Origin of the sequence: Bacillus sp. NPDC094064, from assembly GCF_050279585.1 — a bacterium.
Lineage (GTDB): Bacteria > Bacillota > Bacilli > Bacillales > Bacillaceae_G > Bacillus_A.
The window spans coordinates 46063-70041 of the sequence record NZ_JBNNUI010000010.1 but is presented as its reverse complement, the minus strand read 5'-3'; the positions used below and the strand labels follow the sequence as shown (position 1 = coordinate 70041).

Annotated in this window: 25 protein-coding genes; 16 read left to right on the top strand and 9 right to left on the bottom strand. The window is 34.9% G+C overall.

The window, feature by feature from the left end; all coding sequences use genetic code 11:
• Nucleotides 1–6: 6 nt before the first annotated feature.
• The 3 genes from ACQKNI_RS21050 to ACQKNI_RS21040 are packed head-to-tail and all read left to right on the top strand — an operon-like array spanning nucleotide 7 to nucleotide 1910.
• Nucleotides 7–471 carry a low molecular weight protein-tyrosine-phosphatase gene (locus ACQKNI_RS21050; protein WP_088231750.1) on the top strand — a complete coding sequence of 155 codons (465 nt, stop codon included), beginning with the start codon at nucleotides 7–9 and terminating at the stop codon, nucleotides 469–471.
• Nucleotides 472–524: 53 nt separating this feature from the next.
• Nucleotides 525–1040, top strand: a complete 516-nt coding sequence (locus ACQKNI_RS21045) for a DUF4075 domain-containing protein (protein ID WP_001085385.1) — start codon at nucleotides 525–527, stop codon at nucleotides 1038–1040.
• Between the two features lie 6 nt (nucleotides 1041–1046).
• On the top strand, nucleotides 1047–1910 hold the full coding sequence (locus ACQKNI_RS21040) for a YihY/virulence factor BrkB family protein (RefSeq protein ID WP_088231748.1): 864 nt from the start codon (nucleotides 1047–1049) through the stop codon (nucleotides 1908–1910).
• A 190-nt stretch (nucleotides 1911–2100) separates the two neighbouring features.
• Here ACQKNI_RS21040 and ACQKNI_RS21035 read toward each other — a convergent pair whose 3' ends face one another.
• The gene (locus tag ACQKNI_RS21035; RefSeq protein WP_098252941.1) at nucleotides 2101–4026 is read right to left on the bottom strand and encodes a heavy metal translocating P-type ATPase; all 1926 of its coding nucleotides are present in this window, start codon (nucleotides 4024–4026) and stop codon (nucleotides 2101–2103) included.
• A gap of 272 nt (nucleotides 4027–4298) precedes the next feature.
• On the opposite strand from ACQKNI_RS21035, the gene ACQKNI_RS21030 reads away from it, so the two are divergent.
• Both ACQKNI_RS21030 and ACQKNI_RS21025 read left to right on the top strand, forming a co-directional pair.
• The gene (locus ACQKNI_RS21030; RefSeq protein ID WP_088231745.1) at nucleotides 4299–5240 is read left to right on the top strand and encodes a DMT family transporter; all 942 of its coding nucleotides are present in this window, start codon (nucleotides 4299–4301) and stop codon (nucleotides 5238–5240) included.
• A gap of 121 nt (nucleotides 5241–5361) precedes the next feature.
• Nucleotides 5362–6042, top strand: a complete 681-nt coding sequence (locus ACQKNI_RS21025) for a lysoplasmalogenase (RefSeq protein WP_088231744.1) — start codon at nucleotides 5362–5364, stop codon at nucleotides 6040–6042.
• Between the two features lie 56 nt (nucleotides 6043–6098).
• Here ACQKNI_RS21025 and ACQKNI_RS21020 read toward each other — a convergent pair whose 3' ends face one another.
• Nucleotides 6099–6383, bottom strand: coding sequence for a hypothetical protein (locus ACQKNI_RS21020; protein ID WP_088231743.1), 285 nt, complete (start codon nucleotides 6381–6383; stop codon nucleotides 6099–6101).
• Between the two features lie 182 nt (nucleotides 6384–6565).
• Between ACQKNI_RS21020 and lepB the strand changes: the two genes are divergently transcribed.
• Nucleotides 6566–7102 carry a signal peptidase I gene (gene lepB / locus ACQKNI_RS21015; protein WP_088231742.1) on the top strand — a complete coding sequence of 179 codons (537 nt, stop codon included), beginning with the start codon at nucleotides 6566–6568 and terminating at the stop codon, nucleotides 7100–7102.
• A gap of 38 nt (nucleotides 7103–7140) precedes the next feature.
• Here lepB and ACQKNI_RS21010 read toward each other — a convergent pair whose 3' ends face one another.
• Nucleotides 7141–9903 carry a tetratricopeptide repeat protein gene (locus ACQKNI_RS21010; RefSeq protein ID WP_088231741.1) on the bottom strand — a complete coding sequence of 921 codons (2763 nt, stop codon included), beginning with the start codon at nucleotides 9901–9903 and terminating at the stop codon, nucleotides 7141–7143.
• Between the two features lie 486 nt (nucleotides 9904–10389).
• Here ACQKNI_RS21010 and ACQKNI_RS21005 point away from each other — a divergent pair, with 486 nt between their 5' ends.
• Nucleotides 10390–10983, top strand: a complete 594-nt coding sequence (locus ACQKNI_RS21005; protein ID WP_088231740.1) for a DedA family protein — start codon at nucleotides 10390–10392, stop codon at nucleotides 10981–10983.
• A gap of 10 nt (nucleotides 10984–10993) precedes the next feature.
• On the opposite strand, the gene ACQKNI_RS21000 is transcribed toward ACQKNI_RS21005, so the two are convergent.
• The 3 genes from ACQKNI_RS21000 to ACQKNI_RS20990 all read right to left on the bottom strand — a co-directional run bounded on the left by ACQKNI_RS21000 (nucleotide 10994) and on the right by ACQKNI_RS20990 (nucleotide 12247).
• Nucleotides 10994–11422 (bottom strand): EamA family transporter, encoded by a 429-nt coding sequence (locus ACQKNI_RS21000; RefSeq protein WP_088231739.1) that lies wholly within the window; start codon nucleotides 11420–11422, stop codon nucleotides 10994–10996.
• 106 nt (nucleotides 11423–11528) lie between these two features.
• Complete coding sequence (locus ACQKNI_RS20995) at nucleotides 11529–11675, bottom strand: BH0509 family protein (RefSeq protein ID WP_427282680.1); 147 nt, start codon at nucleotides 11673–11675, stop codon at nucleotides 11529–11531.
• A gap of 155 nt (nucleotides 11676–11830) precedes the next feature.
• Nucleotides 11831–12247 carry a pyridoxamine 5'-phosphate oxidase family protein gene (locus ACQKNI_RS20990; RefSeq protein ID WP_000550210.1) on the bottom strand — a complete coding sequence of 139 codons (417 nt, stop codon included), beginning with the start codon at nucleotides 12245–12247 and terminating at the stop codon, nucleotides 11831–11833.
• A 179-nt stretch (nucleotides 12248–12426) separates the two neighbouring features.
• Here ACQKNI_RS20990 and cax point away from each other — a divergent pair, with 179 nt between their 5' ends.
• Both cax and ACQKNI_RS20980 read left to right on the top strand, forming a co-directional pair.
• Nucleotides 12427–13482: a calcium/proton exchanger gene (cax, locus tag ACQKNI_RS20985; RefSeq protein WP_140417424.1), complete on the top strand. Its 1056-nt coding sequence runs from the start codon at nucleotides 12427–12429 to the stop codon at nucleotides 13480–13482.
• A gap of 81 nt (nucleotides 13483–13563) precedes the next feature.
• Nucleotides 13564–14361: a YfkD famly protein gene (locus ACQKNI_RS20980; protein ID WP_088231737.1), complete on the top strand. Its 798-nt coding sequence runs from the start codon at nucleotides 13564–13566 to the stop codon at nucleotides 14359–14361.
• A gap of 36 nt (nucleotides 14362–14397) precedes the next feature.
• Here ACQKNI_RS20980 and yfkAB read toward each other — a convergent pair whose 3' ends face one another.
• On the bottom strand, nucleotides 14398–15525 hold the full coding sequence (gene yfkAB, locus ACQKNI_RS20975; RefSeq protein WP_088231736.1) for a radical SAM/CxCxxxxC motif protein YfkAB: 1128 nt from the start codon (nucleotides 15523–15525) through the stop codon (nucleotides 14398–14400).
• A 213-nt stretch (nucleotides 15526–15738) separates the two neighbouring features.
• On the opposite strand from yfkAB, the gene ACQKNI_RS20970 reads away from it, so the two are divergent.
• The 6 genes from ACQKNI_RS20970 to truA all read left to right on the top strand — a co-directional run bounded on the left by ACQKNI_RS20970 (nucleotide 15739) and on the right by truA (nucleotide 21663).
• Nucleotides 15739–15921 carry an SE1561 family protein gene (locus ACQKNI_RS20970; RefSeq protein WP_000513558.1) on the top strand — a complete coding sequence of 61 codons (183 nt, stop codon included), beginning with the start codon at nucleotides 15739–15741 and terminating at the stop codon, nucleotides 15919–15921.
• Nucleotides 15922–16125: 204 nt separating this feature from the next.
• Nucleotides 16126–17646, top strand: a complete 1521-nt coding sequence (gene fumA / locus ACQKNI_RS20965) for a class I fumarate hydratase (protein ID WP_427282673.1) — start codon at nucleotides 16126–16128, stop codon at nucleotides 17644–17646.
• 126 nt (nucleotides 17647–17772) lie between these two features.
• Nucleotides 17773–18555: a delta-lactam-biosynthetic de-N-acetylase gene (pdaA, locus tag ACQKNI_RS20960; protein WP_088231734.1), complete on the top strand. Its 783-nt coding sequence runs from the start codon at nucleotides 17773–17775 to the stop codon at nucleotides 18553–18555.
• 60 nt (nucleotides 18556–18615) lie between these two features.
• Complete coding sequence (locus ACQKNI_RS20955; RefSeq protein ID WP_088231733.1) at nucleotides 18616–19479, top strand: DNA-3-methyladenine glycosylase family protein; 864 nt, start codon at nucleotides 18616–18618, stop codon at nucleotides 19477–19479.
• Between the two features lie 10 nt (nucleotides 19480–19489).
• Entirely contained in the window at nucleotides 19490–20869 is a 1380-nt protein-coding gene (rlmD, locus tag ACQKNI_RS20950; RefSeq protein ID WP_048563996.1) for a 23S rRNA (uracil(1939)-C(5))-methyltransferase RlmD, read from the top strand.
• A gap of 56 nt (nucleotides 20870–20925) precedes the next feature.
• Nucleotides 20926–21663, top strand: coding sequence for a tRNA pseudouridine(38-40) synthase TruA (gene truA / locus ACQKNI_RS20945; protein ID WP_088231732.1), 738 nt, complete (start codon nucleotides 20926–20928; stop codon nucleotides 21661–21663).
• A 52-nt stretch (nucleotides 21664–21715) separates the two neighbouring features.
• Here truA and ACQKNI_RS20940 read toward each other — a convergent pair whose 3' ends face one another.
• Together ACQKNI_RS20940 and ACQKNI_RS20935 are read right to left on the bottom strand one after the other, a co-directional pair.
• The gene (locus tag ACQKNI_RS20940; protein ID WP_088231731.1) at nucleotides 21716–21919 is read right to left on the bottom strand and encodes a hypothetical protein; all 204 of its coding nucleotides are present in this window, start codon (nucleotides 21917–21919) and stop codon (nucleotides 21716–21718) included.
• An 80-nt stretch (nucleotides 21920–21999) separates the two neighbouring features.
• A complete protein-coding gene (locus tag ACQKNI_RS20935) occupies nucleotides 22000–23403 on the bottom strand; it encodes a sigma-54 interaction domain-containing protein (RefSeq protein ID WP_088231730.1) in 1404 nt (467 codons plus the stop codon).
• 282 nt (nucleotides 23404–23685) lie between these two features.
• Here ACQKNI_RS20935 and ACQKNI_RS20930 point away from each other — a divergent pair, with 282 nt between their 5' ends.
• Entirely contained in the window at nucleotides 23686–23940 is a 255-nt protein-coding gene (locus tag ACQKNI_RS20930) for a biotin/lipoyl-containing protein (RefSeq protein WP_088231729.1), read from the top strand.
• Nucleotides 23941–23979 lie beyond the last annotated feature (39 nt).

Genomic DNA, 23979 nt, shown 5'->3' with positions numbered 1-23979 from the left:
AAAAAGATGGTTCAAGTATTGTTTGTTTGTCTTGGGAACATTTGCCGTTCTCCGATGGCAGAAGCGATTTTTCGAAATCTTGTCGTAAAAGAGGGACTCGAAGAGAAAATTGTCATTGATTCTGCAGGAACTGGAGATTGGCATATTGGTCATCCGCCACATAAAGGAACACAAAAAATTTTAAAAGAAAATGCAGTCACTTTTGAAGGAATTAAAGCAAGGCAAGTAGAAAAAGAAGACTTAACAAAGTTTGATTATATTATTGCCATGGACAACAAGAATATAGCAGATTTAAAAAGTTTAGGTAAAACTGGAGGCTATATTGGTAGGCTGTCCGATTTTGTTCCAGACGGTGGCTGGACAGACGTTCCTGACCCTTACTATACAGGGAATTTCCAAGAAGTATATGACCTTGTAACAGAAGGGTGTGCAAAGCTATTAGCTTTCATTCGAAATGAACAAGGAATATGAGGAAGCTTAGAAAGAAATACTTTCTAACATAAGAAATGAAAGGGTGAAGGAATATGGCAAAGAAAAATAATATTGCTCGAAACATTGCGATTGGTGTAGCTGCAGGTGTAGCTGTATCTATGTTAAAGAAAGAAAACCGTGAAAAAGTAAAAAATACAGCAGAAAAAGCAAAAACAAAGATGATTGAAATTGGCGAAAATGCAAAGATCAAAGAAAAAGTGCAAACTGTTACAGATAAAGGACGCGAACTTGCTGATTTCAATGTAGTGAAAGCGAAAGTAGCAGAAATCAAAAAATTGACGCCGTCTGTTGTAGAAACGTTAAAAGAAACGAAAGAAATTTTTAGTAAGAAAAAGGTTGAGCCAGCAGAGAAGCCAGAAACAATTGAAATTCAAGCTGTATCTTCGAAGGTAGATGAGCTAAAAGCAGAAGAAGAGCCAGTAGTAGCTGAAGATGGTGGTATGAAAGAAGCGCGTGAATTATTTATGAAAGACTCAAATGTAGAGGGAAAAAAAACAGAAGCGTACATTGAGTTAAAGCAAGATAAAGAAGAGAAGAAAAGCGTTTAAACATATATGAAAAACATCTTAGAAAAGGTGAGAAGACATCGTACTTATTCGTTTGGTAAAGATTTGTATGACCGGACGATGCGCGATGATGTAGCGGGCTTGGCAGCACAGCTCGCTTATTTCTTCTTGCTTGCGATTTTTCCTGGGCTTGTTTTCTTAATTACGCTTCTTGGATTCATTGACCTTCAAACAGAAAGTGTGCTCAATTTATTAGAACCGTACGTACCGGAAGAAGCAATGTACTTAATTGAAGTAAACGTAGATAAAGTTGTAAATGAGCAAAATGGTGGTTTATTATCATTTGGTTTACTATCGATGCTATGGTTTGCTTCAAACGGAGTGAATGCTATTATGAATGCTTTCAACCATGCGTATGATGTAACAGAAACACGTTCTTTTATTAAAACGAGAGTGTTATCAATTGTGTTTACATTAGCGATTATTTTTATGATTGTGTTTGCACTCATTGTTCCAGTTTTCGGACAAGTGATTGGGGCAGCGGTATTTAAAGCAATTGGTTTATCGGATAGTTTTTCTTATGTGTGGAGTATTACACGATTAGTAGCGAGTTTCTTCGTACTATTTGCGTTGTTTAGTTTTTTATATACATTTGTACCAGATCGAAAGTTAAAAAGAAGAGAAGTCATTTCAGGAGCAACATTTGCTACTGTAGGATGGATTGTGGTATCGTACTCATTTGCTTATTATGTAGATAAGTTTGCGAATTACGCCAATACATATGGTGGGCTCGGTGGTATTATTATTTTAATGTTATGGTTTTACTTAACTGGATGGGTAATTTTACTTGGCGGTGAAATTAATGGTTTACTCTATCATTATAGAACGGGTGACAATAATTCCCGTAATTAAAAATGATCTCTTGTTCCATAATAAAAGGGAACAGGGGGGATATTTCATGAGTAATAATAAAAAGAACCACAACAATAAAAATAACAATAAACAAAAGAGCAGTTCGCATCCAAAGCATAAAACGAGTAGTAGTGCGAACGGGCATAATAGCTACCATTAGAAAAAACGGGTCCTCTATGAGGACCCGTTTTTATTTGTTTCCTTTTAATAATCGTAAGCCATTTAAAATGACAAGAATCGTACTTCCTTCATGCCCAATAACACCGAATGGAAGAGCTAAAAATTGCAAGAAATTGGAACAAATAAGCATTGCAATTACAGCTAGCGAAAAAATTACATTTTGTTTCACGATACGGTTCATCCGTTTTGATAAACGGATTGCTTGGGAGAGTCGAGATAATTCGTTCTTCATAAGAACAACGTCTGCAGTCTCTAATGCTACGTCTGTTCCTTCACCCATTGCCACACCAATGCTAGCGGTAGCGAGTGCAGGAGCATCATTTATACCGTCTCCTACCATTGCTACTGTACCGTATTTCTCTTTTAACTTTTTAATCGTTTCAACTTTTGTTTCAGGCAAGCATGATGCGTAATATTCCTTTATATTACTTTCAGAGGCAATTGCTTTTGCTGTTTCCTCATTATCACCGGTAATCATAATAGCTTCAACACCAATACTTTGTAAATCATGAATGGCAGCTATTGTTTCTTGGCGAAGCGTATCTTTTAAAGCGATAAGTCCAAGAATGCCCTCTTCATCACTAATATAAACGACAGTTTTACCTTCTTTTTCAAGCGAGGCAGCAATACCATCATGAAATGTCTTTGCTTCTTCACCGATAAAATTAGCTTTCCCTATTTTATAAGCTTTGTTTTCGAATATTCCTTTTAGCCCAAAACCAGTTACATCTTCAACATTTTCTGGTTTTATTAATGTAATGTCATACGTATGCTGTGCATAGTTCACAATGGCTGTAGCTAAAGGATGTGTAGAGTGACTTTCAATTGATGCTGTAATAGAAAGCACTTCTTTTTCTGTTATATTTTCTCGAACATATATATCTGTTACGGTAGGTTTTCCTTGTGTTAATGTTCCTGTTTTATCAAAGGCAATCGCCTTTACTGAAGCTAGTCGTTCTAAATGAATACCGCCTTTAAAGAGAATACCGTTTCTCGCTCCGTTTGAAATTGCTGATAAAGTTGCTGGCGTAATCGCTGCAACTAATGCACAAGGAGAAGCGACTACAAGTAAAATCATAGCGCGATAAAACGTTTCATTCCAACTCCAATCCAGTAAGAAATGTGGAACGAACATCATAAGCGCGACAACGATTAGTACTCCTTTTACATATGTTCCTTCAAACTTTTCGATGAATAGTTGTGATGGTGATTTTTCGCTTTGTGCACTTTGAACGAGACGAATAATCTTTTGAAATAGTGTTTGATCGCTCGGCTTCGTAATTATAACTTCGATAGCACCACGTAAATTTACAGTTCCGGCAAATACTTCATCACCATGTTTTTTTTCATTTGGAATAGGCTCCCCAGTGATAGCTGCTTCATCGATATTTGTTTCACCATTATGAATTGTGCCATCAGCAGGAACACGCTCACCGGGCTTAATTAAAATAATATCGTTAATTTGTAATTGTCCAACAGGAACGCGTTTCTCAATTCCATTTGATATACGTAATGCTTCTTCAGGTTGTAAATCAAGAAGCGCTGAAATTTCTTTTTGACTTTTACTTAACGTATAAGATTCCATTGCACCGCTTAGTGCAAAGATGAAGATTAAAATAGCACCTTCTGCCCAGTAGCCAATTACTGCAGCCCCAATGGCAGCAAAGAGCATGAGCATTTCGACATTTAGCTCTTTTTCTTCAATGGTATCTTCAATACCTTCTTTCGCTTTTGCATACCCACCAACTATATAAGCAAGGATATAGCAAGTAATACCCACATGTATTGCATCGTTCTTTGTGAATAACCAGCCAACTAAAATAAAAATACCAGATGCGATTGCAAATATAAGTTCATAGTGCTTTTTTAATGTTTGAATCCAAGATGGAGTAGGTACGTTTTGTTTTGATGGTAATGTTTTTACTTCCGAGTTCATTATTACTCGCCCCTTTCAAATTCTTATTGAGAAGAAGAATCAAAATCGAAACCCCTATAAAACGACGAAAGCTGCCATCCATTAATGGACAGCAGCATTTCTGTTAAAAATAATTTTAGTAATTATTATGTTGTAATTATTCTATAGTATAACATATGTTTTTGAGAGATGGTATGTTTTTGTTTTAAGTATAAACTGAAAACTTGTGTTTTCACAGTTCCTTTGGTATATATGAATATTGTTCGTAAAAAGATCGGAAAGGAAGACAACAAGTGAAGACAGAGAAAATTTTTACCCATCCGCTTGGCGTGTTTATTGCTGCAATAGTAGCAACCTTTTTATGGGGGAGTGCATTCCCTTTTATTAAGCTAAGTTATGCTGAACTTGGAATTCAGCCACAAGAAGTTGGGGAGCAAATATTATTTGCTGGTTATCGTTTCTTCTTATCTGGAGTCATGCTCTTATGCTTTTTTAAAGTGTTAGGAAAAGATATGAACTTCAAAAAAGGAACGGGGAAACAGTTAATACAAATTGGTTTATTTCAAACATTTCTTCAATATATATGTTTTTATATTGGACTGAGTTATAGTTCAGGAATTGAAGGAGCTATTATTTCGGGCACATCATCGTTCTTTCAAATTTTACTTGCGCACTTTTTATATAAAGATGATGCTCTCAATATGAGAAAAATAATCGGGGTTTCTATCGGTTTTTGCGGTGTTATTTTAGTAAATGTACCAAGTGATGGTAGTTTATCATTCCATTTCGGAATCGGTAGCTTGTTACTTCTTAGTGCAGCAATGCTGTATTCATATGGGAACATATTGGCGAAAGAAGGTAGCAAAACGTTAGATGTTGGATATATGACAGCATATCAAATGATTTTTGGTTCAATAGGATTGTTATGTATAGGCGGATTTCAAGTAGGCGCAATACCATTTACATTTAGTTTACATGCAACCCTTATGCTAATCTATTTATCTTTCTTATCTGCAGCTGGTTTTTGTATCTGGAATACAATTATGAAGTACAATAAGGTTGGACAAGTATCAATGTATATGTTCTTTATACCTGTATTTGGTGTATTATTATCGAGCATGATTTTAGGAGAAACAATTCACTCATTTGTATTATTCGGTTTAGCATGTGTTGCGGCGGGAATTATTGTAGTAAACCGTACTCCAGCTAAGCAGGAAGAAAAACAAGTAGCGTAGAGAATAGAAAAGCGATTAAAATGGAAGAACAGTATTGTTCTTCTTTTTTTTGTAGAAAAAGGATAATAGGCTGGGTATAACGAAAAAAGATACAAAAAGAATTTATTGAGGAGAAAATGTTATGAACGTACTTTACATGGTGTTAATCGGACAGATCATTCTTTTTTTCATGGGGGCGATTTACGCAATACGGCAGACAAAAAGAACGAAGGAAAATATGCCGTTGCCTTTAGCAATTCGTCTTATTCTTAGTTTTTCTTTAACAGGCAGTGCGATTTTTATATGGTTACAAGACCCTTCGGCAGAATATAGTACGTGGGTTGCGCTTGGTATGACTTTATCGACTGTAGGAGATTTGTTTATGGCAGGATTGATTCCAATTGGTCATAGATTAATTGGAGGAATGGTTACTTTTGCTCTTGCTCATTGTTTTTATGTAAAAGCATTTTTACAAACAGGAATTTCGTGGGATGGCTTTTGGATTGGTTTACTCGTATACGGACTCTTTCTAATTATAGGCTGGTTCTTTTTTATCCGAAATGAAAAGCAGGATAAGCTGTTTACGATAGGAGCTCTCGTTTACGGATTATGGGTTGGAGGAATGGCTTGCTTTGCATTCGCCTTATATTACGAGAATTCAGGCATATGGTGGGCACCAGCGTTTGGTGGTTTATTGTTTGTGATTTCAGATTTCATTATTGGTGTGACAGATATTGGTGGACGCAAACTGAAATATGAACCACTTTGGATTTGGTTTACATATGTCGCGGCTCAAATGTGTATTGTATATGTAGGATTATAAAAAAAGATACTCTCAAAAATAGTAGATTAACTATTTTGAGAGTATCTTTTTTATTACTATGCTACTATATTTTTTTGTTGTAGAGCAGAAAGGCTATACTCATCAGCTGCTTTATAACCTTTAGCTAATAAATCATTTATATATAGTTTGTTGTAAATGAAGCAGAACACTAGGTTAGAGAATCCGAATGTAAACATGCCAGCGACTAAAATAATTAGAAACCATTTCCAGTCTCCGCGGAATATAGCAGGGAAAAAACCAAAGAAAAATACAGTCCAACTAAAACCAATTTTTGCTTGTTTAATTTGGCCGGTATTTTCATTTTTAAGCATAACTTTCATAGAAAAAGTCCTCCTAGGTACATAAAAATAGAATAAATGCAAGCTATAGTATATCAGAATAATACATTTTTGAATATTATTATTTTAAGTTTGTAATATTGTGATTATATAATTCGGAATTTTATAGAAATTTATCGGTTGAATTATTTATAATAAAAGTAAAAAGATGATGAGATGGTGGAATAATGCAAAAGAAAAAACGTTTGCGTGAATTCTTTGGAACAATTGTGATTGCATGTTTATTGGTGTTTTTGGCGAAAATTTTCGTGTTTTTTCCTACAACTGTAAAAGGAGCATCTATGAGGCCAACGTTACAAAATGGTGATAAGGTGATTGTTAATAAGTTGGCTAAACACTTTGAAAGCTATGAAAGAGAAGACATTATTGTTGTGAAGACAGATAATTTTTATGTAAAAAGAGTAATTGGATTGCCGGGAGATGTAATTGAGATGAGAAATGATCAATTATATGTGAATTATGAAGTGAAAGATGAAGAGTATTTGTATAGTAATAAAAAACAAGCTGAAAAAAAACTTATGAATTTAACAGAGGACTTTGGACCGATTACAGTTCCTAAAAATAAGATTTTTGTTATGGGAGATAATCGTTTAATAAGTAAAGATAGCAGAAATGGTTTAGGGCTTATTAATAGAGAAGATGTATTAGGGAAGTTAGCCGCGATTTATTATCCATTTGAACATATGAAAATGATGAATTAAAAAAAACCAAGCAAATTGTAGTTTGCTTGGTTTTTTTGTTAAACAGTAGGAGATTCATTAGATACAAAGATGTCTTCCTGTTTCTTCGTAGTACTTAAAATGAATTTATGTTGTAGCAATTGTAGTTTGAATAACGCTAAAGGATCATGATACGTTTCTGGATTACTTCTCAGCGTTGCCAATGTTTGTTCGTCTTCCTGAATCTCAAGTTGAGCTGTTTCTACATTTTGTTTCAATATACTAAGTGGATCTTTAAAGAACATCATGATATCGCGTTCTAATGCCCCTTCAAATACTTCAAATTGAAGGAAGAATTGTTTTGAGATTGCTTGAGCAATTTCTGTATAGTCTTCTGTTTCAATATATTGTTTATATTTGTTTGCGAGCATAGATTGGTTTTTCTGCATATTACCAAATAGTTTTCCGGCACTCTTTAAGAAAAATTGTGTCGGTGTAAAGCGTAATAAAATATTGATGTTTGTTACTGTAATTCGATTCGTCATTCGTACAACATCTCGATTCCAATCATCTAACAATTTGAAATCACAAGGAAGTTTCATACGTTCTTCTTTATAGAGTTTATTGAAAGTTTCGCTCATTTCATCTAAATAAGCTTGTGCTTGAATAAATTCATTATGAGCTGTTTCAATCCACTCTTGAATAGACCCAGTAAATTTAGGAAGAAGCACTTGTTGCACATGTTTTTGAATTCGTTCGTTCATTGCAGTATTTAATTCTTCATGAACTAACTTAAAATCACTATCTTCTTGAACAAGGTCAGAGCAACTCTGTAATAATTCAGGGATTTGAGAATGTATATCTCGTGTAATTTCTTCTTTCGTTAATAGATAAGAGTCTGTAATCGAACGAATTTTGTCTTTTTCAAGAGCAGTAAGATTGTTAATAAATCCATTAAGTTTTACTGAGATATGTTTATTCCAGCGCACTGATTTTACTAATGTATTTTCTAATTCCACACGCTCATTCACAAGGTATGCGATTGTTTTTTGAGTAAACCATATTAGTTTTTCTATACGTTCTTGCTCCATGTTGCGTTCTGCGAGATTAGAGAGAACGGACTCTGTTACATCCCCAAGTTGCTGGCTACTCTCTTGTGAAGGAGAGTATGGGAAAAATTGTGCATTTGGGAAATGAACTTTAAGTTTACTAATTAGTTTTTCATTAGTAGTCGCATTATTTGTGTGTAATACGAAATGAATTTTTAAGTTTGGCACCTGTTCACGTAAATAAAGTAATGTATCAAGTTCTTCACCATGTAATGGGGAAGCGGAATTTAATACGTAAAGGAGGCTGTCTGCTGCTTGTAAGTATTCAAAATAGGGGCTATTTTTATCCAATTGTCCCTGAATAGATGGTGTAACAAGAAATGCAAACTTATTTTTTCTTAAAAATCTACTTGGTAGCTTAACTTCTATACATTTTTTCTCAAGTTCTAACTGGGAAGATGTAGCCATTATTTGATGGAATTCATCAAAGTTCGGTATATTTCGTACATCTAACTCATTGAATTCTGTTATTTCAGTTTGGCTATCGTCTTTAAATAAAACAGGAGTTGTTAAAGTCTCAGTTAAGATATTCTCTCCTAATATGGAATTGACGAATGACGCTTTATCATAATCACTAGTGCCTGCTATTAGTAATTGTGTAACATTTAAATCGCATAGCTCATGGACGAGTAGTGTAAATTGATGGCTTAAATCCACATCATTTTTCTCGGCCCACACAGCAATTGTTTCGAATAAATGAGAAACAGTTTCCACGTTTACATTTGCTTCAGTTGATGAATTAGAAAGTAAAGCGCCAGCACTTTTTACGAGTAGTGATTCTAAAGTTGTAGGTGAAACCTCATTCCATGCTAACACTGCAGCAGAAACAATTAGAGAATCTTTTGCTTTCATTAAACTAAACCAATTTGTTAATAGATCTGGTACAAGTCCTTGCAATTCATGCATAAAATGCTCACCAGTAATTAATGCAAAGTAAGTCTCTTGGTAGCGAGAAGAGATTTCAGACCAATCATCATTATTATCTGTTTCAATATGTAAGAATAAGTGATTTATCGTTTGAATCCATGGTAAATACAACGTGTCATCTTGATAGCTATTCCAAAGAGCAATAACAAGTTCTTTAAATTGTACTTGATCAATGGCATATAAAGCTTTTAAAGACTCATAGAAATATTCTGGTTTAATTTGTTTCGTAAATCCTTGATTCACATAATTGATTAAAGTATCGAACCAGTGTAATGAGTTTGTTCGAATTCCTTCTTGAACAGCAAGTTCTATAGCATTATTCCAATCTTCTTGTTTTTCATAGAAAGAGCGAGCGATGGCAGTAATATTTGGATAGTCAGGTTGAAATGCAACAGCTTCACTAATGGTTTTAAATGCTAGTCCTAAACGATCTTGTTCGATGTAAAGAGAAAGGAGTTGTAGGGAAACTTCCATCGTAAGAGTTGTATCTTCTGTTTGAATAGCTTGATAAATTTCTTCTGCTTTTGGTAAGAAGCCTAGTTCAAAATAAGCGTCTGCAATATTTTTGGTTGCCCAAAGTGCCAGGTCGTTATTTACTTTGTCCCATTTAAATATAGCTGCTTCAAAGTCTTTATTTTGGTAATAAAGTTCACCTTGAGCAAAGCGGACATTAGAAATGTTTGAGAATTCATTTTGGGATTCATTTATATATGCTTCACCGAGTACTTCCGATACTGGAGTAGAAGTTTCTTCAGTTAAAAATGTTTTATAGTAAACCTTTTGGATAAATTGATTTTCAATGGTCATGTTCGTTCCCCCTGTATAATTTAGAAAAATGATGTTGTATGTTAAAGGGCGCATGTTTTTTATAGGTAGAAGTTGCATTATATAGACCAAACTATGTTTTTGCTAGGTATATCATTTTTCCTGAGAGTTAAACCGTTGCGAAAAGTAACTTTCCTTTATTGTAACAAAAAAACAAGCATATGAATTTTTATTTTTTAATCCTGCTGTTTGCGGGTCTTAAGAATCTCATCTCAAAATTGGATGAATACAAGGAAGTAAAGTGGGAATTGGGCTGTCCGTAAAAGCTTGATTGGTGCGGGAGAATAATCCGTTTGGGATGAAGAAAACTCCCACTGTTTAAAGTTTTACTTTACCTTACCTAAAGGGGTGAATAGAAGTAGAGTTGATTATAAAAACAATGTATAGTGAATATGTATACCATGTTTGTCTTAAAGATAGAAAGGGCACAATGTGGAATAACGATCGTGCATAGGATGTGTCTTCCGAATGGAACAACATATTGGCGAGCTAATCGCACATTATGGGTATTTTGGAATTATTATAGCTTTGGCTGGTGGGATTGTCGGATTACCGATACCAGACGAATTTTTATTGACCTTTGTTGGTTATAATGTTTCAAAAGGAGTTATGTCAGGAACCGCTGCTTTTTTAAGTGGGATGGCTGGTGCAATGTTAGGGATTACATTAAGCTACATACTAGGTTTAAAACTGGGCCTTCCTGTTTTAAAAAAATACGGCCCAAAAATTAGAATTAAAGAACATCACATTGAAAAAACACATGTTTTATTTGAAAAATACGGCCCATTTCTTTTAATGATTGGTTATTTTATACCAGGAGTCCGTCATTTAACAGCATATTTTGCTGGGGTTTCGAATTTAACACTTTGGCGTTTTTGTTTGTATGCTTACGGTGGTGCACTCATTTGGATAAGTGTTTTTATCGGACTTGGTTGGAAGCTTGGAGAGAAGTGGCGTTTCGTTGAGTATAGTTTACATCATTATGGAATATGGATTTTAATCATTTCAGCAGTTGTTACATGTATTGTATGGTTTTACATAAAGAAAAAGAAAAACCGCTAATAGCGGTTTTTTAGCTGAAAGCAATAAATAGTACACCGGCTGTAATGAAGATTACACCAATACCGGTCATAAAGTTTAACTTTTCACCGAGTATAACCATCGCGAGAACAATAGAAAACACTACACTTAATTTATCGACAGGAGCTACTTGAGAAACCTTTCCTGTTTTTAAGGCGAGAAAATAAAATAACCATGACGAAGCACCTGCAACCCCACTTAATGTGATAAATAGCAGTGCTTTTTTATTTAAGAGAACATCGCCGATATTTTGAAATTTACCTTGTATAATAATAACGCCGACCATAAATAAGGCCATAATAATAGAACGAACCGTCGTCGCGACATTGGCATCGATTCCATCTAAACCAATCTTTCCAAAAATAGATACAAGGGCAGCAGTAATTGCTGATAATAGTGCGAATAAGAGCCAAGAATTCATAGTAAATTTCCTCCAATCTTACATTATCATACATGAAAACCATTCTTATGTATTAGTAACGAAATAATCCCCACCTTATTTTTTTAATAAGGTGGGGATTATTATACTACTCTGCAATTTCCTCATATAAAAAGTACGTTACATTATAAATATGTTCTACTTCATCATCCGTCATAAATAACAATTTGTCACGTTCAATCCCTTTTTTCTTTTCGATAAACTCAATCATGTTTTTTCGTTCTTCTCTTTTCATCAATTTTATTTCCCCTCTCAATCTGTTTTAATACAGTTTATTTAAGTTACTGCTATTATATAACAGAATCTTTAGAAAGTTCCACCTATTTTATTGTTTTTTTTCAGAAGAACTTTTCGACAAAACAAGCCCACCTAAGGGGGCTTGTTTTTATTTTATAGTCGTAAAAACTCGGGCTCCGTCGTACCAGCACCATCGATGTAATAAATTGTGTCGGGATTGATTTTAATTAGTACATAATTAGGGTCTTCAGGACCGAGTAACCAACGCTTTAAGCTATTATTCCAAAACTTGTTTTTTAATGTGGAGTCTTCCTCGATGGAGGCTAAGCCTTCAACTTCAATATAATCTTCATCTAATTTTTTTCCTTCACGCCCAAGTAGTACATGTACATTTGGATTGTTTTCAATATCTGTTATCTTTTTTGATTGTCGATCTGTTGCAACATACAGTACAAAATCTTCATGGAAAAACATCATAAATGCGCTATGAGGTTTATCATTTCGTACTGTAGATAATACACCAGTGCGTTGACCTTGAATAATAGTTGCGATTTTTTCTTTTAAGTGCATAATTTTAACCTCTTTTCAAAATTTATAATTCTGCCTGTTCAAACAAGAAAATTTAAATATCTTTCATACTGTTTTCTTCAATCCGATTTTTTAAACGTAATTGTGATGAAATCGGACAAGTTAGGAGAAGAATAATATTAATGATGAGGAGAAATACATACGATGGAAGGATGAAAAACATGTTTAATAAAATATTTCTGATAGTAGCGCTTATAGGTGTACCACTCTCTGTACTTGGGAAAACACTTCATTGGCCCCAAACGATTATGTTCGCTGTGTATTGTATTACTATTATCGCATTAGCCGGTTTTATGGGGAGAGCAACAGAAAGTTTGGCAATTGTTTCTGGGCCTAGAATAGGCGGATTATTAAATGCTACTTTCGGTAATGCTGTTGAATTGATTATTTCAATTTTTGCACTTCAGGCAGGATTAATTGAAGTTGTTTTAGCCTCTTTAACAGGTTCTGTACTTGGAAATTTATTACTAGTAGGAGGGCTATCCTTCTTTGTAGGAGGTCTTAAATATAAAAGACAAAGTTTTAATGTGTATGATGCAAGGCATAATTCAGCTTTATTAATATTTGCCGTTGTCGTAGCTTTTGTTATTCCGGAGATTTTTGCGATGAAGATGGATGCTGGAAAGACGTATCAATTAAGTATAGGAGTTTCTATTATTATGATTATTATGTACCTTGCTGCATTGCTATTTAAGTTAGTTACGCACCGCGGTGTATATCAACATAAGAGTGATGAAGTAGCTCATGAGGAAGAGCCTGAGTGGTCGAAAGGAAAAGCACTACTCATTTTAGCTATAGCGACAATTGCGGTAGCTTATGTGTCAGAGGCGCTTGTGCATACATTTGAGACGGTTGCAAAGTCGTTTGGCTGGTCAGAGTTATTTATAGGGGTTATTATCGTCGCAATTGTTGGGAATGCAGCAGAACACGCTTCCGCAATTCTTATGGCTTATAAAAATAAAGTAAATATTGCAGTTGAAATCGCAGTAGGTTCGACTTTACAGATTGCGATGTTTGTTGCTCCTGTATTAGTGCTTCTGTCTATGTTTTTTGTACAAAAGATGCCTTTAGTATTTACGATACCAGAACTTGTTTCTATGATTACAGCTGTTTTCTTAACAATTGCGATTTCGAATGATGGAGATACAAACTGGTTTGAAGGAGGCACTTTATTAGCGGCATACGTCATTATGGGAATTGGTTTTTATTTATTATGAAAAATAGGCATAACAATTGTACCCAGAGAAAACAATAAACAAAGTAGTATATATACCTTTACGTAGGAAGGAGCCAGACAGGTGAAAAGAGTATACAGCATATGTCTTTCAACTATGGTCTCGTTTATTTTATTATTTCCTAACAGTAGTTTTGCAAAGACGACAGTAGAAGTAAAAGTGCCTTCATCTGTTTTAAATATTTCAAAAGATAATACATTTCCAAATGACGCACAAGATTTGCCGCGTTTACAGCCAAGTAAATTCGCTCAAGAATTATTAAAAACGGCAAACATTACAATTGAAAATCCAGACTTAATTCGGATGTTTAATGAAACGACAATTTCAAATGCGCCACTTGCTGTGGGATACAGGGCAAAAATTTATTTAGGACAATGGGCATTAAATTATGAATCGATAGATACATCAATTAATTGGGAGTATAAGCAAGTGAATCGCAATGTGTATGATAATCGCGGGGGAGATCGCTTATACCCACTTCGTTATAAGCAAGAAACGCAAAAGACAGTTGAGGGTGATTTAACGGCAGATATGAGAGATGCTGCTGATGTGAAAAAAATGATGCTTCTAAAAGCGCTTGAAAAGGTACAATTGCCCCTTTCATTTAAAACAACGATTGGTTATGGAACGGGACATGAGCGTGTGTATAATATTAGTCCGAGTCAACTTGGGTATTTATACGCTTATACACCAGCTGTAAATGAAAAAGGAAAAGTAACATTCGGAGAAGTGTATCTTGTGTTAAAGGGAAATCAAAAAAGGCTTGTTGTGAAAAATATTACCTCGCAGGGAATTGGAGCAGCGATTCCGATTCATGATCATTTATATTTTAAATTCATTTCTTCTTCCCACTCGCAATAACGTAAAAACGTCAGCTTATAAGCTGACGTTTTTTGTTTATAATGTAATATTTGCTGTTTTTGATAAGAAATCTTCTGTTGGATAGTAGCTGTTTTTTACAAGAACGTTCGGTCCAAGGCATTTTACTGCAGGACAGTGACAGCTTAATGATTTTGCTGTTTTTGAAGCACTCCATTTGTCATAAGCCTCTTGTAGTGTGTTTGTTTGTACGTTACCTAGAAGTGGTACGTCACCGAAATCAGTTACGATAATATTTCCATCAAAAATATTGACGTTTAAACGAGAACGGCCATCAGGGTCATTACGGACTGTTACATTTTTGCTTTCTTGTAATTTTTTAAATGTGGCGATGTCCCGCTCGTCATCGCTACAAGCGTAGAAAGGTAAAGTCCCAAATAACATCCATACATTTTCGTCGCGAATTTCTAGTAAATGTTCAATTGCATCACGAATTTCAGCTTTTGTTAAAATTTCTAGATTGCTCGCGAAATCACTTGGATACATTGGATGTACTTCGTGACGTTTACAGCCCATTTCTTCGACAATTTGACGATGAATATGTTCAATATGTGGTAGAGTTCTTTTGTTTAACATCGTTTCGGCTGATACGAGTACACCTGCATCTGATAGAGCTTTACTATTTGTAATCATTCGTTCAAATAATTTTGCACGCTGTTCATAAGTAGGTTTACGCTCCATCATTGCAAATCCACCTTCAACGAAATCATCAATTGTTCCCCAGTTATGAGAAATGTGCAGTACGTCTAAATAAGGAATAATTTGTTCGTAACGTGCTAAATCTATAGTTAAGTTTGAGTTGATTTGAGTGCGAACGCCTCGTTCATGGGCGTATTTTAAGAGTGGTGTTACATAGTTGTCGACGGATTTCTTTGAAAGCATAGGTTCTCCGCCAGTAATACTTAAAGAACGTAAATGAGGAATCTCATCTAATCGTTTTAATAAAAGCTCCATCGGAAGCGGATTTGGATCTTTCGGCTGTAATGTGTAACCAACAGCGCAATGCTCGCAACGCATATTGCATAACGTTGTCGTTGTAAACTCAACGTTTGTTAATAGTAGTTTGCCGTACTCTTCAAGGTCCATATACGCTTCCCATGGATCGTAAGAAGGAGTAATCGGCTTCATTTTTTGTGATATCGTCATATGAAATACTCCTTTGACTATTGAAATAACAATTTGTCCATTCTCTATAATAGAAGAATATGTGCTTTTTATAAAGTGAAACTTTTCAGGAGAAAAAGAGAGAGGGCTTACATTATCATGAATGACTGTGACAAAATTGATGAAATTTTATGTCCATAGTAATCATTTTTGCGGTATAATAAAAGCAACTCGAATTAAAAGGAGAGTGCCTTCATGGGAAAAGCAATTCAAGATAAAGATACACAATTAGTATATTTAAAAGAACGTTTAAATATGTTCATTGAAGTAATTGATACAATTGAACCTGAAGAAGTAGAGTTAGAAGATGTAGATCGTCTTCTTGCGATGTTAGATGAATTAGAATTAAAATGTGAGCAATTTAAAAAAGACGAATAATATATTAAAAAGGCTGCCAATACAAAATTGGTAGCCTTTTTCTGTACGGATAATAGAAGGACGGTAGAAAAAGAGGTATAATCAAGTTGTGAAAAATTTCATTTATCCTTTAATAGCATGAAATATATATAGCTGAAGAGTATAACAATGGAATTTTCATCTCATAACGTTTTGGTAGCGTTCACAATTGAGGGGGAAGTAACAATGGAAAAGCTTCAAGAAAGCATGTATCAACTAATTGTTGAAACGTCAACGAATTTACCGAAAGATGTTCGTCGTGCGATTCAACAAGCGAAAGAACGAGAAAATGCAGGGACTCGTTCAGCGATGGCACTTGGCACAATTACGAATAACATTAAAATGGCTGATGATAATATCTCGCCTATTTGCCAAGATACAGGTATGCCAACATTTAAAATTTATACACCAGTTGGTGTGAATCAATTAAAACTGAAGGAAGCTATCTATAGTGCGCTTGAGCGGGCGACGAAAGATGGTAAACTTCGTCCAAACTCTGTTGATTCTCTGTTTGGGGACAACAGCGGAAATAACTTAGGACCAGGTACACCTGTTATTAAGTTTGAACAATGGGAAAAAGATTATATTGATGCACGTTTAATTTTAAAGGGTGGCGGCTGTGAGAATAAAAATATTCAATATAGCTTACCATGTGAATTAGAAGGACTCGGACGCGCAGGACGCGATTTAGAAGGGATTCGTAAATGTCTTCTTCATGCAGTATATCAAGCGCAAGGTCAAGGATGTAGCGCAGGTGTAATCGGCGTCGGTATCGGGGGAGACCGTACATCAGGTTACGAATTAGCAAAAAATCAATTATTCCGTACATTAGATGACATCAATCCAGTACCAGAGCTAAAACAACTTGAAGAGTACGTGTTAGAAAATGCAAATAAGCTTGGTATTGGTACAATGGGATTCGGCGGAGAAACAACTTTACTTGGTTGTAAAATTGGCGTATATAACCGTCTGCCAGCTAGCTTCTATGTATCTGTTGCATATAATTGCTGGGCATATCGTCGCCTAGGTGTGAAAATCCATCCTGAAACAGGAGAAATTATGGATTGGCTATATCAAGAAGGTGAAGATACACTTCAGCAAGAAGCACAAGAAAAAACAGAGCAACGTGAGATTGTATTGCAAGCACCAATTACAGAAGAGCAAATTCGTGAACTTCGCGTTGGTGATGTTGTAACGATTAATGGCATGATGTATACAGGTCGTGACGCAATTCATAAGTATTTAATGGATAACGATTGTCCTGTAGATTTAAATGGACAAATTATTTATCATTGTGGTCCAGTTGTAGTAAAAGATGAAAATGACAACTGGCAAATTAAAGCGGCAGGTCCAACGACAAGTATTCGTGAGGAGCCATACCAAGGCGATATTATGAAAAAGTTCGGTATTCGTGCTGTAATTGGTAAAGGTGGTATGGGTGCAAAAACATTAGCTGCATTAGAAGAACATGGTGGTGTTTACTTAAATGCCATTGGTGGCGCAGCGCAGTATTATGCGGAATGTATTAAAGAAGTGAAAGATGTTGATTTCTTACAGTTCGGTATTCCAGAAGCAATGTGGCATTTACGTATCGATGGGTTTAAAGCAGTTGTAACGATGGACTCTCATGGTAATAGCTTACATGCAGATGTTGATAAAACATCACTTGAAAAATTAGCAAGCTTTAAAGAACCGGTATTTAAGTAAATAAAAATGCATCTCGAATCATTCGAGATGCATTTTTTTGGTATATATAGCAAAACATGTTCGGCATGAAAGAATGCACAGCAACAGAAACTACAGGTACGATTATATATGGAAAGGAGACTATTTATGAAATATAAATGGTTATATATAGGTCTCATTTTTTCAATTATGATGGCACTTGTTCCAGTTTCGGCATTGGCTTATACAAATACTCCACATAACTGGGGAATCCCACGTCCTAAAGATGAAACAGTACCAGATGCAGGGAAATTATATACAGATTTACTACAAAAGAATGGTGGATTTTATTTAGGGGATACAAAGAAAAAAGATATTTATTTAACGTTCGATAATGGATATGAGAATGGATACACAGGCCAAATTTTAGATGTATTAAAAGAGAAAAAAGTACCGGCAACTTTCTTTGTAACAGGGCATTACATTAAAACGCAAAAAGATTTGCTATTAAGAATGAAAGATGAAGGACATATCATTGGGAATCATTCGTGGAGTCATCCTGATTTCACAGCGGTAAATGATGAGAAACTTCGTGAAGAATTAACGAGTGTAACGGAAGAAATCAAAAAAGTAACTGGACAAAAAGAAGTGAAATATGTACGCCCTCCGCGCGGCGTATTTAGTGAAAGAACATTAGCTCTTACGAAAGAAATGGGCTATTATAATGTGTTTTGGTCACTCGCATTTCTAGATTGGAAAGTGGATCAGCAAAGAGGATGGCAATACGCGCATAATAATGTAATGACGATGATTCATCCAGGATCTATTTTATTACTTCATGCAATATCAAAAGATAATGCAGAAGCACTTGCAAAAATCATTGATGATTTGCGCGAGAAAGGGTATCATTTTAAAAGTCTAGATGACTTAGTAAAAGGCAATCAACCGTAAGCATGTATGCTTGCGGTTTTCTCATGCTATAATGATGTGTAAAAAGGATGGGGAAAACGTATGTGGAGCGAACATGTTACGTTAGAGTATCCGTACCATTTTGAAGAAGTGTTAAAGCGTTTATCTTTTGATCCACTAAACGTCATTCAATTAGATGAGAAAGTCATGTATGTCCCGCTTTGTATAGACGAGGAACAGATTGTTGTCCGTTTGCAAGGGATTGGTACTGTTCAAAATCCACAATTTTGGATTTCTAGTCAGGCAGGAGATTCGGAGAAAGTAATGAAACGAATGAAGGCCATTTTTCATTGGAATGATTCGTTTCAAGATATACAAAATCATTTTTTAAACACATCATTACGTCCACTATTTGAAACATATGCTTATACTCCAATTATTTTAGAATTCGATTATTTTGCGTGTTTACTTCGCTGTATTATTCATCAACAAATAAATTTGAAATTTGCTACTGTGCTGACAGAGCAATTTGTAAAACGATATGGAACAGAGAAGAACGGTGTATTCTTTTTCCCTACTCCAGAAATAGTAGCAAATATTTCAATTGAAGAATTGAGAGAGCAAAAATTTAGTCAGCGAAAAGCTGAATATATGGTAGGATTAGCAAAGTGTATTATAGGTGGTAAGTTAGATTTAACTAGAATAGAAAACGAAACAGAAGAAGGGGTTGCAGCACAATTGTTACCAATTAGGGGGATTGGTGCATGGACAGTGCAAAACTTTTTAATGTTTGGGCTTGGACGGAAAAATATGTTTCCAAAAGCAGACATCGGGATTCAGCGTGCAGTACAAGGTGTATTTCAATTAGAGGATAAACCGAGTGATGCGTTTTTAGAAAACGTGAAACAAGAATGTGAACCATACTGCAGTTATGCAGCGTTATATTTATGGAAAAGTATAGAGTAGAGGTGTAATAATGATACAAAAACAACATGAGAGTAAGTTGGAAGTTGGTCAAACATTTCCTGTGACAATTAAACGTCTTGGGATTAACGGAGAAGGCGTTGGTTATTTTAAGAGACAGGTTGTTTTCATTCCAGGAGCATTACCAGGAGAAGAAGTTGTTGCTGAAACAACGAAAATTCAGCGTGGCTTCGCTGAAGCGAAAGTGAAAAAAGTTCGTAAAGCTTCACCACATCGTGTGAAAGCACCGTGTCCAGTATATGAGGAGTGTGGTGGCTGTCAGCTGCAGCATTTAGATTATAAAGAACAATTAAATCAAAAGCGTGATATCGTTGTACAAGCATTTGAGAAGTATATGAACAACAGTTTAGAAGAGAAAATTCGTCCAACGCTTGGTATGGAAAATCCATGGCATTATCGTAATAAGAGTCAATTACAAGTAGGGCGTAAAGACGAAAAGGTTATTACAGGGCTATATAAACAAAATTCACATCAGTTAATTGATATCGCTCACTGTATGATTCAACATAAAGCAACGAATGAAGCGACAAAAGTTGTAAGACGTATATTAGAAAAATTAAACGTTTCTATTTACAATGAGAAAAAACAAAAAGGTTTAGTACGTACAATTGTAACACGTACTGCAGTTCAAACAGGGGAAGTACAAGTTACACTTATTACAACAAAAGAAGAGTTGCCAAATAAAGAACAATTTATTGCAGAAGTACAAAAACAGATGCCAGCTGTTAAATCAATTATGCAAAATGTAAACTGGCGTAAAACATCTGTTATTTTTGGCGATAAAACATTTAAATTAGCTGGAAAAGAAGTAATTCAAGAAACGCTTGGTGATTTATCATTTGAATTATCAGCACGTGCATTCTTCCAGCTAAATCCAGAACAAACAGTTGTGTTATATGATGAAGCGAAAAAAGCAGCTGCTTTAACAGGAAACGAGAAAATCGTGGATGCGTATTGTGGTGTTGGTACAATTGGGCTTTGGCTTGCGAATGATGCAGCGGAAGTACGTGGTATGGATGTAATTCCAGAAGCAATTGCAGACGCAAGAAAAAATGCGAAGCGTCACGGATTTACAAATACGAAATATGAAGCAGGTAAAGCTGAACAATGGTTACCGAAATGGGTAAAAGAAGGATGGCGTCCAGATGTAATTGTTGTCGATCCACCTCGTACAGGTTGCGATGATAAATTACTGGAAACAATTTTAAAAGTGAAGCCGAAACAAGTTGTTTACGTATCTTGTAATCCTTCTTCATTAGCACGTGATGTACAAGCATTAATGAAGAGTTATGAAGTGGAGTATGTGCAACCAGTTGATATGTTCCCACATACAGCTCATGTAGAAAATGTAGTGAAGCTTGTTAGAAAGTAAAGTGTATTCATATTCCCTCACGATACGAGGGAATATTTTCTATGAAGGAGAATAAAATGAACAATTATAAATTAACGATTCAGTACGATGGCGCACGTTTTAAAGGATGGCAACGTCTCGGTAATAACGATAATACGATTCAAGGAAAAATCGAAAGCGTTATATCTGAAATGGTCGGAAAAGAAATTGAAATTATCGGTTGTAGTAGAACAGACGCTGGTGTACATGCTTTGAATCAAGTTGCTAACTTTCAAAGTGATGAGAAGTTAGTAGAACATAAAGTGAAAAAGTATTTAAATCAATATTTACCCAACGATATTAGCATTACGAGTGTAGAAGAAGTACAAGATCGCTTCCATGCTCGTTACAATTCAAAAGCAAAAACATATCTTTATAAGATTTGGAATGAAGAGCATACAAATCCATTTATGCGTAAATACAGCATGCATGTGAATAAAAAATTAAATGTGGCGAGTATGAAAGAAGCTGCGAAACATTTAGTTGGTTCACATGACTTTACTGCTTTTTCAAATGCGAAATCAAAGAAAAAGTCTATGGTTCGAGAAGTATATTCACTTGATGTGATGGAAGAGGCAGGATTTGTACAAATTAGAGTAAGTGGTAACGGATTCCTTCATAACATGGTACGAAAAATTGTTGGAGCATTAATTGAAGTTGGATTAGGTCAATTAGATGCGAAAGCAATTCCAAATATTTTAGAGGCGAAACAACGTAATCAAATTAATTGCCTTGCAGAGGCGAGTGGTTTGTATTTGGAGAATGTTGAGTTTTAATAATAAGTAAAAAAATCGAGCTGTGTAGGCTCGATTTTTTTATATTTTGGCGTTAAGAAGATTTCTCTTTCTTCATACGTATCTTCAAATTCCAAAAAGCAGCAAGCATAATAGCTGCAAAGGAGCCGCTAATTGTTCCTAAAAGTTTTGCGTAAGGAAAGCTACTCATATCAGTACTAATGAATAACATCATACATAGCATGGCAGGGAAAAAGTATAAGTATTGTAATAGCTTTAATTTATTATTATTACTCATATATATCGCCCCATTCTAGCATGTTATATATTCATCATAACATATTTTACCAAATGGTAACGCTACGAGAAAGGTTCATTTTAAATGTGTAAATGCAGTTTTTTAATTCGATATTGTAAATTTTGTCTACTTAATCCCAAAAATTTTGCAGCTTGTGAGATGTTGCCATCATTCTCTTTAAGAATTTGATTGATATAGTTCTTTTCCATTTCTGCTATTGTGTGCTTTAACGTTTTAGGTGCATCAGTATCGTTATTAGTTAGTGAAGGGTGTATATTGAATTCTTTTTTTATTCGTTCGCGAAAGCGAGTGGGAAGATGAAACGCTGTAATAATATTTTCATCTTCAACTAAATTCATTGAACCTTCAATGATATGTTCCAATTCTCGTACGTTTCCAGGCCAATCATATGCATACAAGAAATCCCTTACATGTACATCTACATCTGTTACATCGAGTCCAAATTGAATGTTGTACTTTTCGATAAAGTGCTGAACAAGAGCTGGAATATCTTCTTTTCGTTCCCGTAAAGGCGGAAGGCATAAAGTAACGACGCTTAATCGGTAATATAAGTCTTCTCTTAGTCGATCATGTGTAATGGCTGTGAAGGGATCTTCATTGATAGTTGCTATAATACGAACATCAATTTCCTTTTCTTGTGTACCTCCGATTCTTCGTATTGTTTTTTCTTGTATAGCCCGTAGCAATTTAGCCTGAAGGGTTGGACTTAATGAGTTGATTTCATCTAATAACAAAGTTCCTCCGTTTGCTTCTTCAAATAAACCAGGTTTATCTATTGCTCCTGTAAAGGCACCTTTATTCGTACCAAATAATAGGCTTTCCATTAGAGTATCAGGTATAGCGGCACAGTTTTGTGAAATAAACGGTTTTGTTGAACGTTGACTTTCATTATGAATGCTTTGTGCAAATAGCTCTTTACCAGTCCCTGTTTCTCCTACGAGAAGTATAGATGAGGATGTACGAATTACTCTCTTTCCTTCCGCAATGATTGATTGAATGGCTCCAGAATCACCAATTATGTGATCAAAGGTAAATTTAGTATTTTGTTTTCGTGAAGGGTTCATTCTTGTTGTTTGCTTTAAGTGACTCATCTCTTTTGATATTTCAATAGCGCCTTTAATTTTTCCATTTTCTATTATAGGGAAAGTATCATTAATCGTCGTAATTTCTTGCCCTTTATTGTTAAAATACGTTTGTTTTATATTTTTGTTTGTTTTTCCAAATTTTAATGCTTCTATAAGAGTACTATTTTCATTTTCTTCAAATGCAAAAACCTCTAAAGGACTCTTATGTAGCACATCTAAGCGGTCCATTGATTCAATTTCCATCATTTTGCGGTTATAGATAATTGTTTTACTTTCCTCATTAATAATATGAATCCCGATATCGAGTTCATTGAGTAAAGTTTCATATAGCATATTCATTTCAATAATCTGTTTAAAATTAATTTCTTCTGTATGCATGTATCATCTTCTCCTCGTTTCACCCTATGAAGACTGACTTTTTATAATTTTATTAAAATTCTTATAAAATCGCAAAATTTTTTTGCTATTTTTCTTTTAAAACGATAGAAAATTTTGCAGTTAGGCAGATTTTTTTGTGCAAAACTCTTATTTTATATGCGAATTAGAGATTGGTACGTATTTTGCATAAATAATATTCAAAATCTCTAGAGGGGAGAATATGGATCTTTACAGGATATGCAACGTTCCAATGGCAATTAATAAGAAGGAGGAGTTTATAAAGTGAAGACGGTTATAGAAGGCGTGTATAGTCCTTGTTACGGGAAAGTAGAGAAGTTATTCGTTACGGAAAATTCTTACGTATACGAGTGGGAGAAATTAGCGCTAATTGAAACAATAGATAAACAGAAAGTAGAAATTAAGATAGGAATCAGTGGTTATATCGAATCATTAGAAGTAGTAGAGGGACAAGCTATCGCTGATCAAAAATTATTAATAACAGTGAGGGACGATCTTTTAGTAACAGGCAGTGATTAATATAAGTGATATGTATTTTTGCTCGTTTAAATCATTATT